The sequence below is a fragment of the Haladaptatus sp. T7 genome, from assembly GCF_026008575.1.
In the GTDB taxonomy this organism is placed as follows: Archaea; Halobacteriota; Halobacteria; order Halobacteriales; family Haladaptataceae; genus Haladaptatus; species Haladaptatus paucihalophilus.
Genome location: NZ_BROP01000001.1, coordinates 393,106 through 412,902 on the forward strand (window position 1 = coordinate 393,106; position 19,797 = coordinate 412,902).

Sequence of the window (19,797 nt, forward strand, 5' to 3'; positions counted from 1 at the left end):
TGATTCCGAAACCATTCTGTGAGAGCCGTTGACGCTTCAAAACGAGTGAGAACGATTTAAGGCCGAACGGACGAAATGTACCCTACATGGATTCTGACGGTTCGCCCGTTCGCGTAGGAGTACTCAGTCTACACAACAGCAAAGAAACGAAAGCGATCTGCAACGCCATCGAAGACCTCGGTCACGAACCGGAGTGGCTTCGCCACGAGAACACGGCGGTCGAAATCGAGGACGGAGACGTCACGCTCGAACCCGACATCGACGTCGTTGCGAACCGGCTGTTGCTGTCCAATACGGAACAACCCTCCGAAGCCCTCGGACTTGCGAACATATACGACTCTCTCGTTCCGATTCTCAACCGTCCACACGCGGTGATGACGGCGATTCACAAGTTCTCCACCGCGTCGAGTCTCGCGGACGCTGGCATCCAAGTCCCGGATGCACTGCTCGCGCTCGACACCGACCGCCTGAACGACGGGCGGGCGAAGTACGGCGAGGAAGCGGTCTACAAGACCGCTATCGGAACCCACGGCGGCGGGACGTGGAAGGTCGGCGCGGAAGAGTTGGTCAATCCGCGCGTCGGCGAGCGGCAGGCGTTCCTCCAGGAACTCATCGAACGCGACGAGGGACGACACCGGGACCTCCGCGTCTACGTCGTCGGCGACCGAATCGTCGGCGCGATGAACCGCTACGCGCCGGAGAACGACTGGCGAACGAACGTCGCGCTCGGCGGCGACGTGGAGGACATGACCGACGCCCTCCCCGACGACGTGGTGGACATCGCTCGTCGAGCGACGGACGTCATCGGTCTCGACTACGCCGGTGTCGACCTCATCGAGGGACACGACGGCTGGTACGTCCTCGAAGTGAACCCGACGGCCGGGTTCAAAGGGCTGTACAAGGCGACCGGGCGGAGCGCGGCACCGTACATCGCAAAGGCCGCTATCGAAGCGGGCGGCGGCGAAGTGGACGACACCCGCGTCGAGGAACTGACCGCCACGCTCGACGATTCGGTTCCATCGTGCAAACCCGTTAGCAGCAGCCCGGAGCCGACCGAACCCGTCGTCATCGGCTACACCGAGGAAGTGCTGGTGAGCGGAACGAGCGGGTCGGAGACTGTCGTCGCCAAATCCGACACGGGGGCCACCCGGTCGAGCATCGACACCAAACTCGCGGCGCAAATCGGTGCCGGTCCAATCAAGAGCATGACGCGCGTCAAATCCGGGAGCCGAAAGGCGAGCAAGTCGCGTCCCGTCGTCGACGTGGTTATCGGCGTCGGCGGCAACCGCCACACCGTCACCGCGAGCATCGAGGACCGAAGTCACATGGACTACCCGGTCCTCCTCGGCCGCGACATCCTCGAACACTATCAGGTGGACGTTCGGCGGCGCGTCGACGGCGAGGAGGAGGCCGAGATGGAAGAAGAGGAGGAACAGGAAGGGTAATCGACCGCGTTCGAGGACGATGTGAACGCGATGTCGGCCCGACGCCGCCAAGCACGCCGTTTTTTACGCTCGGATTCGTACCGCTGGGCAGTATGGAACCTTCCCGTGACGGGGCAAAAGCGGATGCCGAGAGCGCCGAGCGCGTCCTCCGCGAGGACCCCGTGATGGCGGAACTGCTCGACAAGCACGACCCGTACACGGAATCGAACTGGACGGAGTACGAACGGCTCTGTATCTCCATCATCAACCAGCAGTTATCGACGGCGAGCGCCGCGGCGGTGAAAGAGCGCGTCTTCGCCCTGCTCGGCGAGGTGACGCCGGAGACGGTGCTGGACGCGGGCGAGGCAGACCTTCGGGACGCCGGGCTTTCGCGCACGAAAGTCGAGTACCTGAAGAACGCGGCGCGCGCGTTCCGGCGGAACGATTTTACCGCGGAAGGGCTGGCCGCGCACTCGAACGAGGAGGTCGTGGACGCGCTGACCGAAATCAAAGGCGTCGGCGACTGGACCGCGCGGATGTACCTGTTGTTCGTGCTGGAACGGGAGGACATCCTTCCGCTCGGAGACCTCGCGGTTCGGCGCGGAATTCAGCAGTTGTACGGCGACGGCGAGGAACTGACGCGCGAGGAGATGCGCGAAATCGGCGAGCGGTGGCGGCCCTACCGCTCGGTTGCGACCCGATACATCTGGGCCGAGTACGAATCGGAGTGAGCGGAGAACGCTTCGAGAGAGCGGAGAACACTTCCGATGCGGCGGTCGCTTGTGCTCGTATCTGAAGCGGAGAGAAAACGTGGTTGCCGTCGTTCCGTCGCGTTCACTGCGAGTCCGAACTATCAGTCGTCGTGGCCGTGTCCGTGGTCGCCGTCGTGGTCGTCATCATCGTGACCGTGGCCGTGGTCATGTCCGTGGTCGTGACCGTGGCCGCCATGGCCGTGACCGTGATCGTGGTCACGGATTCGCCGCCACACGGCGTGTTTCGTATCGAGGTGTCCCTCGCCGTGGTAGGTCGGGTCGCCGAGGTCGCGGGCCGTGGCTTCGAGGTGTTCGCGCACTTCGCCGGGCGTCGCGTCCGGGTTGACGCTCTTGACGAGCGCGGCGACCGCCGCCACTTGCGGTGACGCCATGCTCGTTCCTCCCTTCCAACCGTACGCGGGGACCATGTCCGCGTCGTCGTCCTCGTCGCCCCACTCGAAGACCGTGCTCAGTACCAAGTCGTACTGAGCGTTGGCGTCCTCGGGTGCGTCCTGGTCGAAGTTTCCGCCCGGGGCGCTGATGTCGATGGCTTCCGCGCCGTAGTTGGTGTAGAAGGCGGGTTCGTACGTCGGTTTACGGAGGTGATGCAGCGCCCGCTTGTAGTGGTGACGGTCGTGGTGCCAACCGCCGTGGCCGCGTTTCTCCTCGTGTTTCTCCTTCCGCTGTTCGTCGTCCCAGAGGAAGCCGATGGGACCGGTGGCGCTGATGCTCATCACGTTGTCGGCCTCGTTCGGGAGGCTGATCACGTCGCCGTCGGCGTCGAGGTTGGCCGAATCGTTCCCCGCCGCCGCGACGAGGAGCGTCCCGTTCTCGTTTGCGTATCCCGACGCACGCTCGATAGTCTCCTGTAGCAGTGCCGTATCGGAATCGTTCGGGAGCGGGTACGCGCCGAGGCTCATGTTCGCCACGTCGGACTCGATGTCCGCACTGTACACCATCGCGGCAACGATGTCGCCAAAGGTGGCGAACGGTCCCGTGAACACGCGAAGGGCAACGAGGTCGGTGTCCGGCGCGGTGCCGATAACGCCATCCTCGTTCGACCCGTCAGCGGCAATGATACCCGAGCAGTGCGTTCCGTGGTCGCTGAGTATCGGGTTGAAATCGCCGCCGTCGCCGGTGAAGTTCTTCGAGAGGTCGGTGTTGAGCGCGTGTTGGAGGTCCGGGTGGGTTTCGAGCGCACCCGAGTCGATAACCGAGACGCGCGTCCCTTCGCCGCGCGTCATGCGGTGGACCTGTAGGACGTCTTGTGCCTGTTTGTCCCATTGAAGGTCGTAGCGCGTATCGTGGGGATGGTGATCCGGATGTTCGTGGTGTTCGGTCTCGGCTTGGTTGAGCTCCATCTCGACGTCTTTCGAGTAGCGCGTTCCGCTGACGTCGCTCTTCTCTGCCTTGACCACGGCGATGTCTATCTGGTCGAGATGATGAACGACTTCGAGTCCGTCGAGGACGTCCGACGGGGCATCTCGCAAATCGACGACATATCTGTCTTCGCGCGATTCCGCCGAAACGGTCGGCATCGTCAGTGTCAGTCCGCCAAGTGCAGCCCCTGCGCCCTTCAGGAAAGAACGGCGCGTCGGTTTTCGTGACATTCGGTTGCACATCCCATTACAAATATATTAATCTTAATACTCCATTATTGTTTAAAAATTTTAAAGATGTGTTTTTATTTAATGTCATTTAAACGAGTGAAGCCAGAGACAACGAGTTCAGTCGTCGTGGCCGTGACCGCGGGTGCCGTCGTGGTCGTCATCATCGTGACCTCGGTGGCCGCCGTGACCTCGGTCGTGGTCATCATCGTGACCGTGACCGTGGCCACGACCGTGGTCGTGGTCGTCGTCCCCTATTTCCTCCCAAACCGCTCGGGCGGTATCGAGGTGTCCCTCGCCGTGGTAGGTCGGGTCGTCGAGGTCGCGGGCCGTGGCTTCGAGGTGTTCGCGCACTTCGCCGGGCGTCGCGTCCGGGTTGACGCTCTTGACGAGCGCGGCGACCGCCGCCACTTGCGGCGACGCCATGCTCGTCCCCGCCTTCCAACCGTAGTCGGCGACGCGCTCGCCGTCCGATTCGGTGAAGACGGTGCTCAGAACGAGGTCGTAGTACCATTTGGAATCGGTGCCGATGGCGTCCTGATCCGCGTTGCCGCCGGGAGCACTGATGTCCACCGCTTCCGCGCCGTAGTTGGTGTAGAAGGCGGGTTCGTACGTCGGTTTTCGAAGGTGGTGAAGCGCGGCGTGGTAGTTGCGCTTTTCCCTTCCGCTCCCCTCGTCGTCCCACCGATAGCCGATGGGACCGGTGGCGCTGATGCTCATCACGTTGTCGGCCTCGTTCGGGAGGCTGATCACGTCGCCGTCGGCGTCGAGGTTGGCCGAATCGTTCCCCGCTGCCGCGACCACGAGCGTTCCCTGTTCGTTCGCGTACGAGGCCGCGCGCTCGATGGCATCGCGGACGACCGCGGTGTCGGAATCCTTCGGCATCGGATACGCGCCGAGACTCATGTTCGCCGCATCCGATCCGATATCCCCGCTGTACACCATCGCCGCGATGATATCGCCGAAGGTGGCGGTCGGCCCGGAGAACACGCGAAGGGCGACGAGGTCGGTGCCAGGCGCGGTTCCGGTGACACCCTTGCCGTTCCGGTCGTCGGCGGCGATGATACCCGAGCAGTGCGTTCCGTGGTCGCTCTCGACCGGATTGAAGTCACCGCCGTCATCGGTGAAGTTCTTCGAGAGGTCGGTGTTGAGCGCGGATTGCAGGTCCGGATGGTCTTCGAACGCACCCGAGTCGATGACCGAAACGCGCGTCCCTTCACCGCGCGTCCTGCGGTGAACGCGCGCAACGTCCTGCGCTTGTTTGTCCCACTGAAGTCGATACAACGGGTCGCTCATCCGCTTGTGTCGGTCGTGTTCGTCCCCGTGATGTTCCACCTCGGGGAACGTGACAGTCATCTCTACGTCCTTCGAATACCGAGTTCCGCTCATCTTCGCGTCGTCGGCCCTGACGACGGCGATGTCGATTTGGTCGAGCCGGTGGACGACTTCGACATCGGCCAAATCGCTTTCGCTCACGGACCGGAGGTCGAGAATGTATCGGTCTTCCGACGAACTCGCGGAAATCGTCGGCACCGTCATCGTCAGCCCTGCGAGGGCCACCCCTGCACCTTTCAAAAAGGAACGTCGAGTTGGTTTTTGTGACATTCCGGTAGATATCAATTGTTCCTTGTTTTAACGTTATGTATTCCGGCAACAGATAACGCGTGTCTAGGCGACGGTGATAACGCGTGTCCAGACGACGGGAACGAATACGACGGAAATGAATGCGACGGAAATGAACGCGACGGGACGACACTCGCGGACGGGGATGGCTTCCGCGAAAACAGGTTCGAAGTCGGGTCCTCGTTCGCGGCGCCGTGGTGGCGCCGCGTTGAAGCGATACAGCCGTCTCGATGGTGACTAGAAACTCTCCGAGGGTTCCAACTCGACCGCGAGGTCGAGGTACGACTCTATCGGCATGTTCGGCTCGTCGAACCGGACTTTCTCACCCTCTCGGTCGAGAATACCGGCCGCTTCCATCTTCGGGAGATGTTTATGACGCAATTCCGTGAGAACGTCCTCCTCGTCGTGCTCCGTCGTGCGGTCGTCCCACTCGACGATTCGTTCGGCGAGTTCCTCGCATTCGGCGGGATTGTCGCTGTTTCGAAGGTGATAGAGAACGTATCGGCGATGATGGTCGGAGAGGACCTCCATTATCGTATCGAGCTCGTCCGGCCTACCCCAGTCATCCTCCGAATTCGTACCTGTAACACTAGTCGAGTTGGAACTCATCGTTACTAGCATTGTTACGAGAGAAACGCAAAAGAACGATGCCTACACACCTAGGTATGGTTCGGTGGGTCGTCAGAACCCTTTGCCGAGCAGTTCGCGGGCGATGATGTTCTTCTGGATTTCAGTCGTGCCCTCGTAAATCTGGGTAATCTTCGCGTCGCGGTAGAGTCGTTCCACGTCGAAGTCGTTGACGTAGCCCGAACCGCCGTGAATCTGGACCGCTTCGTCGGCGCATTCGACCGCGACGCGCGAGGAGAACTCCTTCGCCATCGAGGCGAGTTGGGTCAGTTGCCCGTCGCCGTTGGCGACGCTCCACGCGGATTTGTAGGTGAGATTACGCGCGGCCTCGGTCTTCGTGTGCATCTCGGCGAGTTTGTGCTGGATGGCTTGGAAGTCGCTGATTGAACGTCCGAACTGCTCGCGCTCTTGGGCGTAGTCGAGCGCGCGTTCACAGGCACCCTTGGCGATACCGACACCCTGCGCGGCGACGGCCGTCCGGGTTTCGTCGAAGAATTGCATGAGTTGGAGGAAGCCCATGCCGCGCGTGCCGACGAGGTTCTCCTCGGGAACGCGCACGTCGTCGAAGATGAGTTCGGCGGTGTCGGAGGCGCGGATACCGAGTTTGCCCGTTATCTTATCGGCCTCGAATCCGTCGCGGTCGGACTCGACGATAATCTGTGAGAACCCGGCGTAGCGGTCGTCGGCGTCGGGGTCGGTCTTCGTCATGACGACGAAGTAGTCGCCGATGGACCCGTTCGTGATCCACATCTTGTTGCCGTTGATGACCCACTCGTCGCCGTCCTTCTCGGCGGTCGTGGAGACGGAGGAAACGTCCGAACCGGTGTCGGGTTCGCTGATGGCGGTCCCCATGACGGCATCGCCCGCCGCGACCGGCGCGAGATACTTCTCTTTCTGCTCTTCGGTCCCGAACTCGCGGATGGCGTCCCCGCCGAAGGCCGTGCTCGTGATGCAGAGACCGATACCGGGGTCCACGGCGAACAGTTCCTCGACGATGATGGCGACTTCGAGGGGCGAGTAGCCCGCGCCACCGTACTCGATGGGGATGTTCGCGCCGGTCAGACCCATCTCGGCCGCCTTGTCGATAATCTCCCACGGATACTTCTCCTTCTGGTCGTACTCCTTCGCGATGGGTTCGACCTCGTTCTTTGCGAACCGCCGCACTTCGTCACGGATGGCTTGCTGCTCGTCTGTCAGCTCGAAGTCCATGTGCATGAGTTACGGGGCAACGAATAAATCGTTTTGTAACCGGATATAAACTGGGAGACTGTTTATTAGCTCGGAGAGAGAAACGTTGAAACACCCCCGTAACGAGGTTTCTTACATGGAGCTCGAAGATATCAACACCATAGCGGTTCTCGGAGCTGGCAATATGGGCCACGGAATCGCGGAAGTCGCCGCACTCGCGGGATTCGACGTGAACCTGCGCGACATCAAAGACGAGTTCGTCCAGAACGGCTACGAGAGTATCGAATGGAGCCTCGACAAACTCGCCGAGAAAGAGCAGATCAGCGAGGCGGAGGCCGACGCCGCGCTCGACCGCGTGACGCCCCTCGTGGACTTCGAGGAAGCCGTCTCCGACGCCGACTTCGTTATCGAGGCCGTCCCGGAGAAGATGGCCATCAAGAAGGACGTGTACGGCGAGCTCGAGGAGTACGCACCCGACCGAGCCATCTTCGCCACGAACACGTCCAGCCTCTCGATAACCGAACTGTCCGAGGTGACGAACCGCCCCGAGCGGTTCTGCGGGATGCACTTTTTCAACCCGCCGGTTCGGATGCAACTCGTCGAAGTCATCACGGGCGAACACACCGACGAGGACGTTCTCGACGTGACCGAGGAGTTGGCCGAGGAGATGGGCAAGACGCCGGTTCGAGTGCGCAAGGACAGCCCCGGATTCATCGTCAACCGCGTGCTCGTCCCCCTGATGAACGAGGCGGCGTGGATCGTCGAGTCCGGCGACGCCACCGTCGAGGAAGTCGACAGCGCGACGAAGTTCGACATAGGCCTGCCGATGGGTAGTTTCGAACTCGCGGATCAGGTCGGCATCGACGTCGGCTACCACGTCCTCGAATACATGCACGAGGTGCTCGGCGACGCCTACGAGCCGTGTCCGCTCCTCGCCGAGAAGGTCGAGGAAGGCGACCTCGGCAAGAAGACCGGCGAGGGGTTTTACGACTACGAGAACGGCGGCGTCGATATCCCGACCGACGCCGGAAGCGAGGACATCGTACTCCGTCTGCAGGCCGTGATGGCGAACGAGGTGGCGAACCTCGTCGGCAACGACGTCGCGCCCGCGAGCGAGATAGACGAAGCGGTCATGCTCGGCGCTGGCTTCCCCGAAGGCCCGGCCCGGATGGCCGACGACGCCGGACTGGACACCCTGCTCGAAACGCTCGAATCCCTCCACGAGGAAACCGGTGCGGCGCGGTACGAGCCCGCGGACTACCTCGAAGAGCGCGCCGACGTCGGCGGTTTCGCCGACCAGACCGAGGACGAGGGCATCGAGTTCGAGGCCATCCGCATCGAGAAGCCGGGCGAGATGGTCGGGCAAATCGTCCTCGACCGCCCGCACCGCATGAACACCATCAGCGGGCAACTACTCGACGAACTGTCCGAAGCCATCGACCAGTTGGAGGCGGACGACGAGGTTCGCGCCGTCCTCATCACGGGCGAGGGTGACAAGGCGTTCTCCGCCGGTGCGGACGTCCAGAGCATGGCCGCGGGCGGTGCCGACCCGATTGGAGCCATCGAACTCTCGCGCAAGGGTCAGGAGACGTTCGGCAAACTCGAATCCTGTTCGATGCCGGTGGTCGCCGGAATCGACGGCTACTGTCTGGGCGGCGGGATGGAGCTGTCCATGTGCGCCGACCTCCGAATCGCCAGCGAGCGCTCCGAACTCGGACAGCCGGAACACGACCTCGGCCTCCTGCCGGGCTGGGGCGGCACCCAGCGCCTCCAGCACATCGTCGGCGAAGGTCGAGCCAAGGAGATCATCTTCACGGCCGACCGCTTCGAGCCCGAGACGATGGCCGACTACGGCTTCGTGAACGAGGTCGTTCCGACTGACGAGTTCGAGGACCGCGCGTTCGAACTCGCCGCGAACCTCGCGGGCGGCCCGCCCATCGCCCAGAAGTTCACGAAGCGCGCGATGCTCAAGGGCTGGGAGAGCACGGAAGCCGGGCTCGAAATCGAAGCCCAAGCGTTCGGCCACCTGATGGCCACCGACGACCTGATGGAAGGCATCACCGCCTTCATGGGGAAGCAGGAACCCGAGTTCGAAGGGAAGTAAACTGCTATCCCTTCCCACAAGGGATGGCACCGATTGACGCGGAATCCGCCCGCTGTCGGTCGATAACGGAAGGTTTAAACTAGTCCACCAGAAAGCAATGAGTGCGAAGAAGCGTAGGACGCTCGGTTGGTGTAGTCCGGCCAATCATCTTGGCCTTTCGAGCCGAGGACCAGGGTTCAAATCCCTGACCGAGCACTTTTCGAGGAACAAAGTTCTCGTAAGCGTAGCGAACGAGAGCAGGGAAGACGCAGTTTGTCTTCCCGTGTGATAAGAATCGATGCGTAGGGAAGGATTTGAGCAGACGAGACGCATGCCCGGAACGGCGCGGAGCGCCGCACGCCCGGACCGTCTCGGCGAGTTCAAATCCCTGACCGAGCATTTTCCCGATTTCAGTTCCGCAAGCGACCGCTGTGTGGTCGCTCCTCCCCACGTCGAGACTCTGATTTGAAGTGACATCTCACTCACCAACACTAAAATATCAGAGATAAAAACAGACAGCAAACAACAAAATGCGGAGAAAACGGCCGATAAACCGTGAAAACATATGACGTGTATTCGGCCGTTCAAATAGTCTAGCGGATATCTTTATTATTCCCGGATTCCTTTCTATGACACGTCAGACGATGCGTTCGCCACCCGTGAGAAGTAAATAAGTCGCAGATACATACGATATGACCACAGCAGGCGATTCATCATTCGGCGTCGGAAGCGGTCTTCTCTTTACCGCCGCGATGGGGAGAGGGGACGATAGCGATTGCGTACGCCAACTCTCCGTCGGCGACGGGAGCGACCGAAACGTCCTCATCGTGACGTACAACCGAGCGCCGGAAGTCGTGTACAAACACTGGGAGTCGCGCATCGGCGACGAACCGACGGAGTTCGGCGTCGTCGCCGTCGGTGGCGGTGGTGCACGGACCGGAACGCACCGATTGCAACCCGGCGACGACAACGACGTCTCGCTTGCGAACCCCGCCAGTCTCGGCCGACTCGAAACCACGATTCACCTGTATCTGGACGAGTGGGCCGCGAACGACTATCCGACGATACTCTGTTTCGACTCGATTTCGGCGGTGCTTCGTCACGTGGACCGGACGACCGCGTTTCGATTCCTGCACTCGCTGACGGAGTTTCTCCGCCAACGCGATATCGTCGCGCACTTCCATCTCGACCCGGACCAGCACGACGAGACGACGGTAGCCATGCTACGCTCGCTGTTCGATGTCGCTGGCGAATGTCACGAAAGCGGGTTCGAGAAACCCGTCCCCGCCGAAATTCTCTCGTCGCTTCTCGGCGCGCCGCGCCGCCGACTGGTCTGTCGTTACCTCTCCGAAGTCGTGGATTCCGCGCCCATCTCGGCTATCGCGGAGCAGGTCGCCGCGTGGGAGCGGTCGGGAACGCCGAGCGAAAACGAGATAGAACGTGTTCACATCACTCTTCATCACGTCCATCTCCCGGCGTTGGCCGCGGTCGGCGTTCTCGAACGCGACGAAGAGACCGTCTCCGCAAGGACCGAGGCGGAGACGTTGAAACAATACGTCCGGTTGACGGCGGACGACGCCGCGACGGGGACGACACCCGTCTTTCCGGGCCAAGAGCCGGTTCGAATCGACGACCGGGCGATGGACGAGTCGAGCGAAGCGTACTGGACGGTGTACGGGACGGCGCCCGATTCGGTCGTCGTGACGCTCGCGCGGGCGCTCGGCGACGTTTCGGACAGTCACGCGACGGAACTACGGCCCGTCCTCGCCGAGGTCATCGACATCGACGCGTTGCAGCGACTCGCCGAACACACCGATATCTCGGTCTACGCGACGTTCGAGTACGAAGGATACGAAGTGGTGGTCGATAGCGGTGAGATCAAACTCTACGACTCACGCTAGCCACTCGTCCGGTTTCGTGTTGTAATCCACGTCCGTCGCCGCGATGTCCTCGACTTCGCTCCACGGCAAGTCGCGCATCTCGAACTCGTTGCCGTCGTAGCGGATGAGTTTTCCTTGCTCCTCGGGTTCCGGTTCGCGGTCGCGCCGCCGGGCGATTTCGGCGTCGCGTTCGTCGATTTCCTTCACGATGGTCTTCAGGTTCACCGGGTGGCCCCAGAGGTCGTAGATGCGCTCCAGCGTACGCGTCGCTTGGTCGAGGTCGAGCATGACGCCGTTGTAGTGGTGGCCGAGCAGGAGTTCGCTCTTGTTGTCGTAGTTGCCGTCGTAGACGGCCATCGTCGGCTTCCCGAAGTTGGTGAACTGGAGCATCAACTTCTTCTTTACGTCCTCGTACTCCGTGCTCGTCACCCGGTAGTCGCCGGTCGTCCGACTGAACTCGTAGGTGAAGTAGTCGTTATCGACCACGAACTCCTTCGTCAGGAAGCCGTCGAGGAACGTCACGTCGTTGTGACTGGACCGGACTTCGTACATCCGATCCCACCCGGCGGTGTACGCCACGTCCGCCATCGCTTCCTCGACGCTTTCGTACCGCTCGTCGTCCATCATGTAGCGGGCGTACTGCTCCAAGTCCGCTTGCGGGATGGCTTCGAGGAAGCCCTGATTCTGGAGTTTGCAGAGCGAGAAGTGTCGCTCGGCGAGCCCCTCGTAGGTGAGCACTTTCCACGGATGGGCATCGACGTCGATTTCGCCCTCCTCGGCGCGCTCCAGCGCCTCCGCGTCGACCGTCTCGGACGGGAGCGATTCGAGGTCGGAAAGCGTCTCCGACGATATCGTTTCGAGCGCCGGGTCGGGTTCGATGAGGTCCGCAACGCGGTCGAAATCCACCACGTCGTGGAAGTTACGCCACGTGATTCCCTTCACGCGGAGGAGCTTCCGAACGACCTCGCGCCGGTTTTCGGTGTTCTCGATGTACTCCCACAGCTGTTTGCCGAGTTTGTAGGGATTCAGCCCCGGCGACCCGAGGACGCGCGCTTGGTGGTCGGCGTACTCGATGAACTCGTCCGCGCCCGCGAAGCACTCCTCGCCCATCATCATCGACTCCCAATAGGCGGCCCACCCTTCGTTCATCACCTTCGTCGTCTTCTGGGCCGCGAAGTAGTAGGACTCCGTGCGGAGCATCTCCAGAATCTCCGTCTGCCACTCCTCCATCTCGACCGCCTTGCCCTCCTCGGGGTCGTAGGCGTGCCCGTGGTCGCGGAGGTACGCGAGGATGTCCTTTTCCGGTTCTTCGAGCGTTCCGGCCTGTTTTTCCTGTTGAGCTTCCAGCCACTCGTCGTCGAACACCTCGTCACGAACCTCGTCGCTGAGGTTCATGTCTTTCAGTTGGTCCGCGAGTTCGTCGGTCTCGTGCTCCTCGTCTTCGACCCGGTGCTGGTTTTTGAACGCCTGATGCTGGTCGATGTTGTCCTGCAGACAGAGCACGTTGTCGATCCACTTCTCGACCTCCTCGCGGTCGATTTCGGGGTCGGCCATGATACGACGCACGCGGTCGGCGTGGCGCGAGAGGAGCGCCGCCGCGTCGAGGTCGTCCGCGAACATCCGATACCAGCGGTTGTTGGCGAAGAAGTCCGAGTGGGCTTCGACGTGGGTGATGACCGCCTTCTGGTCCGCGAGGCTGTTGGACTGCTGGAGGAAGGCGTGAGCCGGGTCGTCGTTGATGACGATTTCGAACGCCTTGCCCCCGCCGAACTGCCCCTGCTTTTGCTGGCGGTCGTACTTCATCCCCCAGCGCCAGTGCGGGTATCGCTCCTGAAACCCGTCGTAGGCGATGAGTTCGTTCATCTCGTCGTAATCGACGATCCAGTACTTCACGGGGTAGGGGTCGAGCCCGAGTTTCCGCGCGAGTTTTCGCGCTTCCACGACCGGTTCGCGCACCTGTTCCGCCTCGCGCTGCGTTTCGATTCGCTCGTTCATGATGCCTCCGTGCTCAGGATTTCGTAAATCGCACTCGTCACGTCCTCCGGGCCGTTGACGTAGCTGACGGCGACGTTATCCGTCTCGGCGAAGTGCCGTTCGACCTCCTCCGCGTGGGTCGCGTTGATGGCCTTGCCCTCCGGTTGCGTTTCGACGTAGGCGTGCAGGTTCGCCGGAATCTCCTCCATCCGGGGGATGACGTTCTCCTCGGTGTCGTTCCGGCTGTTCTCGCTGTCGCCCGCCGCGAACACGTAGCGGTTCCAGTCGGCCCACGGGTACTCCTCTTCGAGGATTTGGCCCGCGAGTTCGTAGGCCGACGATATCTTCGTCCCGCCGCCCGACCGGATACCGAAGAAATCGTCGCGTTCGACCCGCCACGCCTCCGCGTCGTGGGCGATGTAGACGAACTCCGCCGTGTCGTACTTTCCGGTGAGGTACCAGTCCAGCGGGGTGAACGTCCGCTCGACCAGTTCTCGTTTCTTCTCGCGCATCGACCCGGACACGTCGCGGATGTTGACGACGACGACGTTCTTCTCGCGCTCCTCGATGATTTCGGGGTAGCGGTAGCGTTCGTCCTCCCGCCGGAACGGGATGTTCTTGACGCCGTGTTCCCGAATCTTCTGCGCGGTGCTCGTCGGCTGGACGTTCGACTCCATCTCCTCGATTCTCTCCCACTTCGAGCGCTCGTCTTCGGGCAGGTCGTCGTAGTTCTCCTCGACCCACCGCTTCGAGACGGTGAGGTTGTTTTCCCGCGCCCAGCGGAACACCTCGTCCGGTCCCCAGCCCTCGACGCCCATCGCTTCGCGGATGTAGTCGGGGTCGAAGTCCATCGCGAGCTTGCGTTTCAGCCCCTCCTTGAACATGCGCTCGAAGTCGAGCGTGCTGTCGGGGCCGGTCTTCGTCATATCGGTGAAGTCGCCCTCTATCTCCTCGATGACTTCCTTGCCCTTCGGTTGGAGGTTCAACCCGAGTTCGTCGTCGAGTTCCTCGGCGAACTCCTCCGGGTCCATCTCGTAGTAGCCGTGTTCGTCCGACTCGTCGCCGGGTTCGCCCTCGTCCCCGTCGTCGCCGGGTTGTGGCTGTGGCTGGCCGACCGGGTCGCCCACGTCGGGTTCCCCTTGGCCGACGCCGCCCTTGTCGCGGCGGTCGTACTGGAACTCCGGGAGGTCCACGATTTTGATGGGGATGTGAATCTCGTCCGGGAGACTCTGACCGAGGTCACCGTACTGGATGAACTCGGCGAGGTCCTCGCGGCGGTCCTCGCCGACTTCGCTGTACCGTTCGAGGTCGTCTCTCAGTCCCATTTGTAGCTCACCTGATTCATGACGTGCTGACTCGTCAGTTCCGCCGAGGCGGGCGAGTAGCCGAACAGGTCCTGTAGGTTCTGGATGGTCTGTTCTTTCACCTCGGCCGTCTCGGTGTTCTTCGGCGGATTCTCCCACTGGCTCGGGTTGAAATCCTCGTAGACACGGTGCACGTCGTCCCAGTCGTTGTTTGCAAGCACTGTTTTGATGATCGGAACCTCCTTCGGGTCGATGTTGCCGACTTCGAACTCCTCGTTCCGGTTCTCCCACGCGTGGCGGTTCAGGGCGGTGATGACCTTGTTCCGGCGGAACTCGGCCACAGCGGGGCTCGCCTCGTGGTTCGCCTCGTAGGCGTCGGGGGTGAACCGGCCGAGGTGCTCCGTCTCGAACACCTTCATCTTCAGCGCGTCCGGTTCGATACGCTCGCCGCGTTCGTTTTCGACCTCCTCGCCGGTCGCCCACGCGTAGACGTGTTCGATGTACTCGGCGACGGTCTCCTCGTCCACGCGCCGGTCGCGCATGATGGCGTCCAGCACGTCGCCCTCCTGCTGTTGGAAGATGTAGTTTTTCACGGGGACGAGGCGGTTTTCGTACTCGGTGCGCTCCGCCGCGGAGAAGACGGGGGCGTCACCGATGCTCTCGGCCATCACGTTGAGAACGTCGCGGGGCATGATGACCTGCTCGACGTCGTAGTCGGAGTGGTGGCGGTCACGGATTTCGTTGAGCAGTCCGGCAATGATATCACGGGTGTACGTGACCGGGATGCCGCCCGACCCGTCCGTCGCGTCGTCGTCGAAGTCGAAGTCGTCCTTCTCGATGCGCTCGTCGCCGTCCAGCAGGTAGCCGCGGTCGAAGAGGACGGCCTTGTCCACGAGGTCGAGTCCGGCGGGCACGTCGCTCGCGTCGAGTCGGGACACCACGCTGTACAGCGCGGCGGCTTCGATGGCGTGGGGAGCGAGTTCGCGCTCGTTGATGGCGTCGCCGTCCCGAACCCGCACGCCGACCGGTTCCCGAATCCGGGCGTCGAGTTCGTCGTACACGTCCGCCTGCCACACCGCCGTCTCGTTCGTGAGTTCGCGCCTGATGAGTTCGGCCTCCAAACTGAGATTCGTGAGGTAGCGGAACTCCCGACGGTCGAGGCGGCGCTTCAGCGCGCGGAGGGGGTCCGCTCCCCCGGCGTCCGCGTGTTGGTTCAACTGCGCTTCGAGGTCGGGGTTCGAGATGATGACGAGTTGCGTGTCGATGTCCATCTGGATGCCCTTGTCCAGTTTCACCGCCTTCTCGTCCGGCACGTTGAGCAGTTTCTGGAGCAAGTCGGCGTGTTGGGCAGCGTCCTCCACGATGGTCAGCAGGCCGTTGCCCTGCGAGAGCACGCCGTCGTAGCTGAACGCCTGCGGGTTCTTGCGCCCCCGCGAGTCGAGTTCCTGCAACATCCCCTGCATCCAACTGCCGACCAGTCGCTGTTTCGGGCGGCCGCTGTCCTCCGAGTGGAGGACGCCGATGCCGTCGCCGACGTCAACGACGTAGTTCTTCACCCGGAGGTGCGCCGGGTCGGTGATGGCCGAGAACAGTTCTTCCTCACCGTCGCGTCGGTACTGCTCTTCCAGATAGTCGTAAGCCTCCCGGCTGAACGGGTCGAGTTTCCCCTCGACGAGAATGTCGAGGTGGTCGTCGATGGTGTCGTTCAGCCTGTCGAGCAGTCGCTCGCGCACCCGCGGCGGGAAGACGAGCAGCGGATGCGACTGAACGGGACTGGCGAACCAGTTCTCCTCGCTCGTCGCAACCGCGTCGTCGCCGTAGGTGAGTCCCGGCGCGTCCGTCGCGGTGGCGATGTTCCACTCGACGGTGTAGCGCCGTCCCTCGGGCGTCTTCGAGTACTCGCGGAGTCCGTTGACGAGACAGCGTTTCAGCTCGGACTTTCCGGTCGCCGTCGGCCCGGCGAACCAGATTATCTTCTCCTCCTTGCCGCGCCGCGCCGCGATGGACCGCAGGTCGTCCACGAACGCGTTGAGCACCTCGGTGTTGCCGAGGATGGCGTGTTCCCCGTCGTTGTGCGGGTCGTCGAAGAAGCGGTAGCGCTCCTTCTCCTCGCCCTCTTCGACCACCGTTCGAGTCCCCATGGACTCGATGGCTTCGAGGAGGTACTTGCTCGCGTGCGAGGCGATGGTCGGGTTTTCGAACGCCGCGTCTACGTACTCCGCGAGGCTCATCGGCTCCTCGTACGTCTCGCGGAGTTCACGGTTCGCGTCGTCGATGTAGTCGCTCCCTTCGGTCACTGGTCACTCCTCCATTTCGGCGCGGGCGACTTCCGCCCCGGCGAATTCGAGCACCTCCTTCGCGCCCTCGCGTGAGTAGCCCTGCTCCATGAGCGCGTCCACCCACGCGTTCTGTTCGTCGTTGTCCATTTCGTTCGCCGACACCAACGCCGAGAAGTTGATGTTGTGTTTCTTGTCCTCCCAGAGTTTGCGCTCCAAGGCGCGGCGCAGGCGGTCGTTGTCCTGCGGGTCGAACGCCTGCCCCTCGCGGGCGCGCCGCGACACCCAGTTCGACACTTCCTGCCGGAAGTCGTCCTTGCGGTCGCGGGGAACCTCCAACTTCTCCTCGACGGCGCGCAGGAAGCTCTCGTCGGGTTCCTGCTCGCGCCCCGTGAGTTCGTCCTCGACGGTGGCGTTGTCGATGTAGGCCATCACGTGGTCCATGTACTTCTCGCCCTGCCGCTGGATTTCGTCGATGTCGTAGGCGAGCGCGTGGCGCACGTCCTCGATGGCGCGTTCGCGGTACTCTCCGCGGACCGTTTCGAGGTAGCGGTAGTAGGTCTCGAAGTTCTCCTCGGGGATGGACCCGTGGTTCTCCAAGTTCTCCTCGAAGTGGTTGAACACCGACAGCGGACTCAGGAAGCCGCGGCTCCGGTGCGTGGAGTTCATGATGGCCTCCGCGATTTCGTCGCCGATGAACCGCGCGGAGACGCCTTCCATCCCTTCGCCGATGTCGGCTTTCTCCTCGGCTTCCTCGCGGAGTTTCTTCACGTCGATGTCGTCGGTGTCCTCGATTTCGCCGTTGTAGGATTTGGCCTTCTGGAGGAGGTCCACCATCTCGGTGTCCGGCTCCTCGATGCGGGTCAACACGCCGAACAGCCCTGCCATCTCCAGGGTGTGCGGTTCGATGTGCACGTCGGGCACGTCCGCGTTGCGGAGCATCTTCCGGTAGATGTCGGCCTCGGACTCGTATTCGAGGACGTACGGGAAGTCGATGCGCTTCGTCCGGTCGTTGAACGCCTCCATCTTCTCGTCGCCCTTCTTGTCCCGGTACTCGGGCATGTTCGTCCGGCCGACGATGACCTGGTCGATGTCGATCCGCGGGTTGTTCTTCGGCTTGATGGTCTGTTCCTGGGTGGCGTGCAGGAAGTCGTAGAGGAACTCCCGCTGGAGTTTGAGCAGTTCCTCACCGCTGAAGATACCCCGGTTCGCGTTACAGAACGCGCCGGAGTAGTCGAACGCGCGCGGGTCGGATTCGCCGTAGATGGCGATCTTCGAGTAGTTGACGTCGCCCGTCAACTCCGTCTCGTCCTGGTTCTTCTTGTCCTTCGGCTCGAACGTTTCGACGGACTGGCGCTTGTTCTCGTCGGCGACGAGGCGGAATATCTCGATGTGGTTCTCGAGCACCTGCTTGATGTCGTCGTCGTAGTAGGCCAGCAGCGAATCCATGTAGAACTCGCTCGCGGGGTCGAGCGCCTGCTCGTTTTTGATGGTGTACGGCGCGTCCAACTCCTCGTTGATGTCGTCGATGACGCGCTGGCGCTGTTCGAGCGGCAGCAGGACGAGCGGGTCCTGATTCATCGGCGACCGAATCTCGTCGTCGGACGGGTCCTGGTCCGGAATGACGTCACAGAGGTTCGTCCACCGGAAGGTGTACAGTCGCCCCTCGTCGTGGAGGGTGTAGTCCTCGAAATACTTGCGGACCTGTCGGTCGAAGTCGGATTTACCCGACCCGACCGGTCCGAGGAGGAGCTTGATGCGTTTTTCGGGACCGAGCCCGCGCGCACCGCTCTTCACCTTGTTCACGAACTCGTGAATCGCACGGTGGATTTCACGCCCGTAGAACGTGTTCTCCCCGTCGAATATGGGGTCTTCGGACGCGAGTCGGTACTCGACGACGCCGGAGTCTTCGTCGTACTCCGTGCCGTAGTAGTCGAACATATCGGCGACTCGCTGGTGGGCGTTTCTAGCTACCTTCGGGTCTTCGTATACCTCTCGGAGGTACCAGTCGAAGGACTTCGTTTCACGGAGGTCTTCCGGCATCGATTCCTGGTAACTGCGGCTGAGGTCGTCCAGCGTTTCGATGTCACCTTTCATTGTATCACGCATTGTTTGGGACTTCGTATGGACCAAGGGAGAGAGAGACCGACCGGGCGGCCCGATACCGGCGGGAAGTACGTAGTCGACACGCATTCACAAAGTTGTGTCGGTCGGAACACCGCGATTGCTCTCCGGCGGGGCTTGTCGGGCGACGGCGAGCGCGCCCGCAGTAACTCCTGCGTCAATCGCGGGATCATTGTGCGTGCCATCCACCGCTTCGGAAACCAGTCGGCGTATTCCAGCGAAACCCATCCACCCGGAAGCGTATGGTTCGAGACCGTGTACCGTGCGGACTGCTACCACCCGATACTGTTTAATGGATAGGACGAGGCCATATATAACTGTTGCCCATGCACAAGATTCTTTTGATATAGATTAAGCATCCGAAAGACCCGAAGTTACGAACGAGTGGGCCTGTAGCGTTCAAATCGGCCATTGTGAAAAATCACACCGAACCCACCCTTTATATGCAAGGTCGATGCTCGTGGACTGACAACCCTTACACCCGTCCGCCGCCAACCGCCGTTCGTGTCCATCGAGAACCTCCCCGAGTCGTGGGTCGTCTGGAACGAGGAACCGAACGGCCGGTGCATCCTCGCCTACCGACCGGACGTGTTCGACACGCGGCAGTTCCCGCCGGAGTGTATGCCGACGCTGTATCTCACGCAAGGGACCCCGAATCGGCCACCGCAGGAGCGCCGGGCGACCGACTCGTGGTATTTCGAGTTCTTCCTCGAACCGGAGGTCGCCTTGCCGCGGACGCCGCGGTTCTCCTCGCGCGATGAAGCATTGGAGGCCGCCGTCGCGCTCGCGGACGAGTTCGACCGCGGCGAAGTGGACTACCGGTCGTGGTATCAAGTTCCGCGCGAGGCGTACCTCGACAAACTGGACGAGTTGACCGGACGAACCGAGTAGCGGGATTTCGTCGTGGCGAGAGGCTTAACCGGCGGCCACACCTA

General features: G+C 62.0%; 13 protein-coding genes and 1 tRNA gene. 6 read left to right on the plus strand and 8 right to left on the minus strand.

Annotation, left to right across the window (positions count from 1 at the left end):
• Nucleotides 1-86 precede the first annotated feature (86 nt).
• Both OPC11_RS02235 and OPC11_RS02240 read left to right on the plus strand, forming a co-directional pair.
• Complete coding sequence (locus OPC11_RS02235; RefSeq protein ID WP_007977574.1) at nucleotides 87-1,445, plus strand: RimK family alpha-L-glutamate ligase; 1,359 nt, start codon at nucleotides 87-89, stop codon at nucleotides 1,443-1,445.
• A gap of 92 nt (nucleotides 1,446-1,537) precedes the next feature.
• Complete coding sequence (locus OPC11_RS02240; protein ID WP_007977575.1) at nucleotides 1,538-2,155, plus strand: DNA-3-methyladenine glycosylase; 618 nt, start codon at nucleotides 1,538-1,540, stop codon at nucleotides 2,153-2,155.
• Nucleotides 2,156-2,277: 122 nt separating this feature from the next.
• Here the strand turns inward: OPC11_RS02240 and OPC11_RS22075 are convergent, their stop codons facing one another.
• The 4 genes from OPC11_RS22075 to OPC11_RS02260 all read right to left on the minus strand — a co-directional run bounded on the left by OPC11_RS22075 (nucleotide 2,278) and on the right by OPC11_RS02260 (nucleotide 7,242).
• Nucleotides 2,278-3,786 (minus strand): S8 family serine peptidase, encoded by a 1,509-nt coding sequence (locus tag OPC11_RS22075; RefSeq protein ID WP_303648912.1) that lies wholly within the window; start codon nucleotides 3,784-3,786, stop codon nucleotides 2,278-2,280.
• A 117-nt stretch (nucleotides 3,787-3,903) separates the two neighbouring features.
• Nucleotides 3,904-5,388 carry a S8 family serine peptidase gene (locus OPC11_RS02250; RefSeq protein WP_264780880.1) on the minus strand — a complete coding sequence of 495 codons (1,485 nt, stop codon included), beginning with the start codon at nucleotides 5,386-5,388 and terminating at the stop codon, nucleotides 3,904-3,906.
• A 255-nt stretch (nucleotides 5,389-5,643) separates the two neighbouring features.
• Nucleotides 5,644-5,937, minus strand: coding sequence for a hypothetical protein (locus OPC11_RS02255; RefSeq protein ID WP_264780881.1), 294 nt, complete (start codon nucleotides 5,935-5,937; stop codon nucleotides 5,644-5,646).
• 150 nt (nucleotides 5,938-6,087) lie between these two features.
• Entirely contained in the window at nucleotides 6,088-7,242 is a 1,155-nt protein-coding gene (locus OPC11_RS02260; RefSeq protein WP_007977579.1) for an acyl-CoA dehydrogenase family protein, read from the minus strand.
• 115 nt (nucleotides 7,243-7,357) lie between these two features.
• Here OPC11_RS02260 and OPC11_RS02265 point away from each other — a divergent pair, with 115 nt between their 5' ends.
• From OPC11_RS02265 to OPC11_RS02275, 3 genes are all read left to right on the plus strand, one after another.
• On the plus strand, nucleotides 7,358-9,325 hold the full coding sequence (locus tag OPC11_RS02265) for a 3-hydroxyacyl-CoA dehydrogenase/enoyl-CoA hydratase family protein (RefSeq protein WP_264780882.1): 1,968 nt from the start codon (nucleotides 7,358-7,360) through the stop codon (nucleotides 9,323-9,325).
• 120 nt (nucleotides 9,326-9,445) lie between these two features.
• Nucleotides 9,446-9,520 (plus strand) — tRNA-Glu (locus tag OPC11_RS02270).
• A 476-nt stretch (nucleotides 9,521-9,996) separates the two neighbouring features.
• Nucleotides 9,997-11,205, plus strand: a complete 1,209-nt coding sequence (locus OPC11_RS02275; protein ID WP_007977582.1) for a HalOD1 output domain-containing protein — start codon at nucleotides 9,997-9,999, stop codon at nucleotides 11,203-11,205.
• On the opposite strand, the gene OPC11_RS02280 is transcribed toward OPC11_RS02275, so the two are convergent.
• From OPC11_RS02280 to OPC11_RS02295, 4 genes are read right to left on the minus strand one after another with little or no spacing between them, the layout of a single operon-like run.
• Nucleotides 11,197-13,179 (minus strand): SpoVR family protein, encoded by a 1,983-nt coding sequence (locus tag OPC11_RS02280; RefSeq protein WP_264780883.1) that lies wholly within the window; start codon nucleotides 13,177-13,179, stop codon nucleotides 11,197-11,199. The two genes, OPC11_RS02275 and OPC11_RS02280, sit on opposite strands and share 9 nt — an antisense overlap.
• Nucleotides 13,176-14,483, minus strand: coding sequence for a YeaH/YhbH family protein (locus OPC11_RS02285; RefSeq protein WP_264780884.1), 1,308 nt, complete (start codon nucleotides 14,481-14,483; stop codon nucleotides 13,176-13,178). The genes OPC11_RS02280 and OPC11_RS02285 overlap by 4 nt, the downstream gene beginning before the upstream one ends.
• Complete coding sequence (locus tag OPC11_RS02290; protein ID WP_007977588.1) at nucleotides 14,474-16,759, minus strand: serine protein kinase PrkA; 2,286 nt, start codon at nucleotides 16,757-16,759, stop codon at nucleotides 14,474-14,476. Before OPC11_RS02290 ends, OPC11_RS02285 begins: the two co-directional genes overlap by 10 nt.
• Nucleotides 16,760-16,762: 3 nt before the next feature.
• Entirely contained in the window at nucleotides 16,763-18,835 is a 2,073-nt protein-coding gene (locus tag OPC11_RS02295) for a serine protein kinase (protein ID WP_007977590.1), read from the minus strand.
• Nucleotides 18,836-19,366: 531 nt separating this feature from the next.
• On the opposite strand from OPC11_RS02295, the gene OPC11_RS02300 reads away from it, so the two are divergent.
• A complete protein-coding gene (locus tag OPC11_RS02300) occupies nucleotides 19,367-19,753 on the plus strand; it encodes a DUF5820 family protein (RefSeq protein WP_264780885.1) in 387 nt (128 codons plus the stop codon).
• The last annotated feature ends 44 nt before the right edge of the window (nucleotides 19,754-19,797 follow it).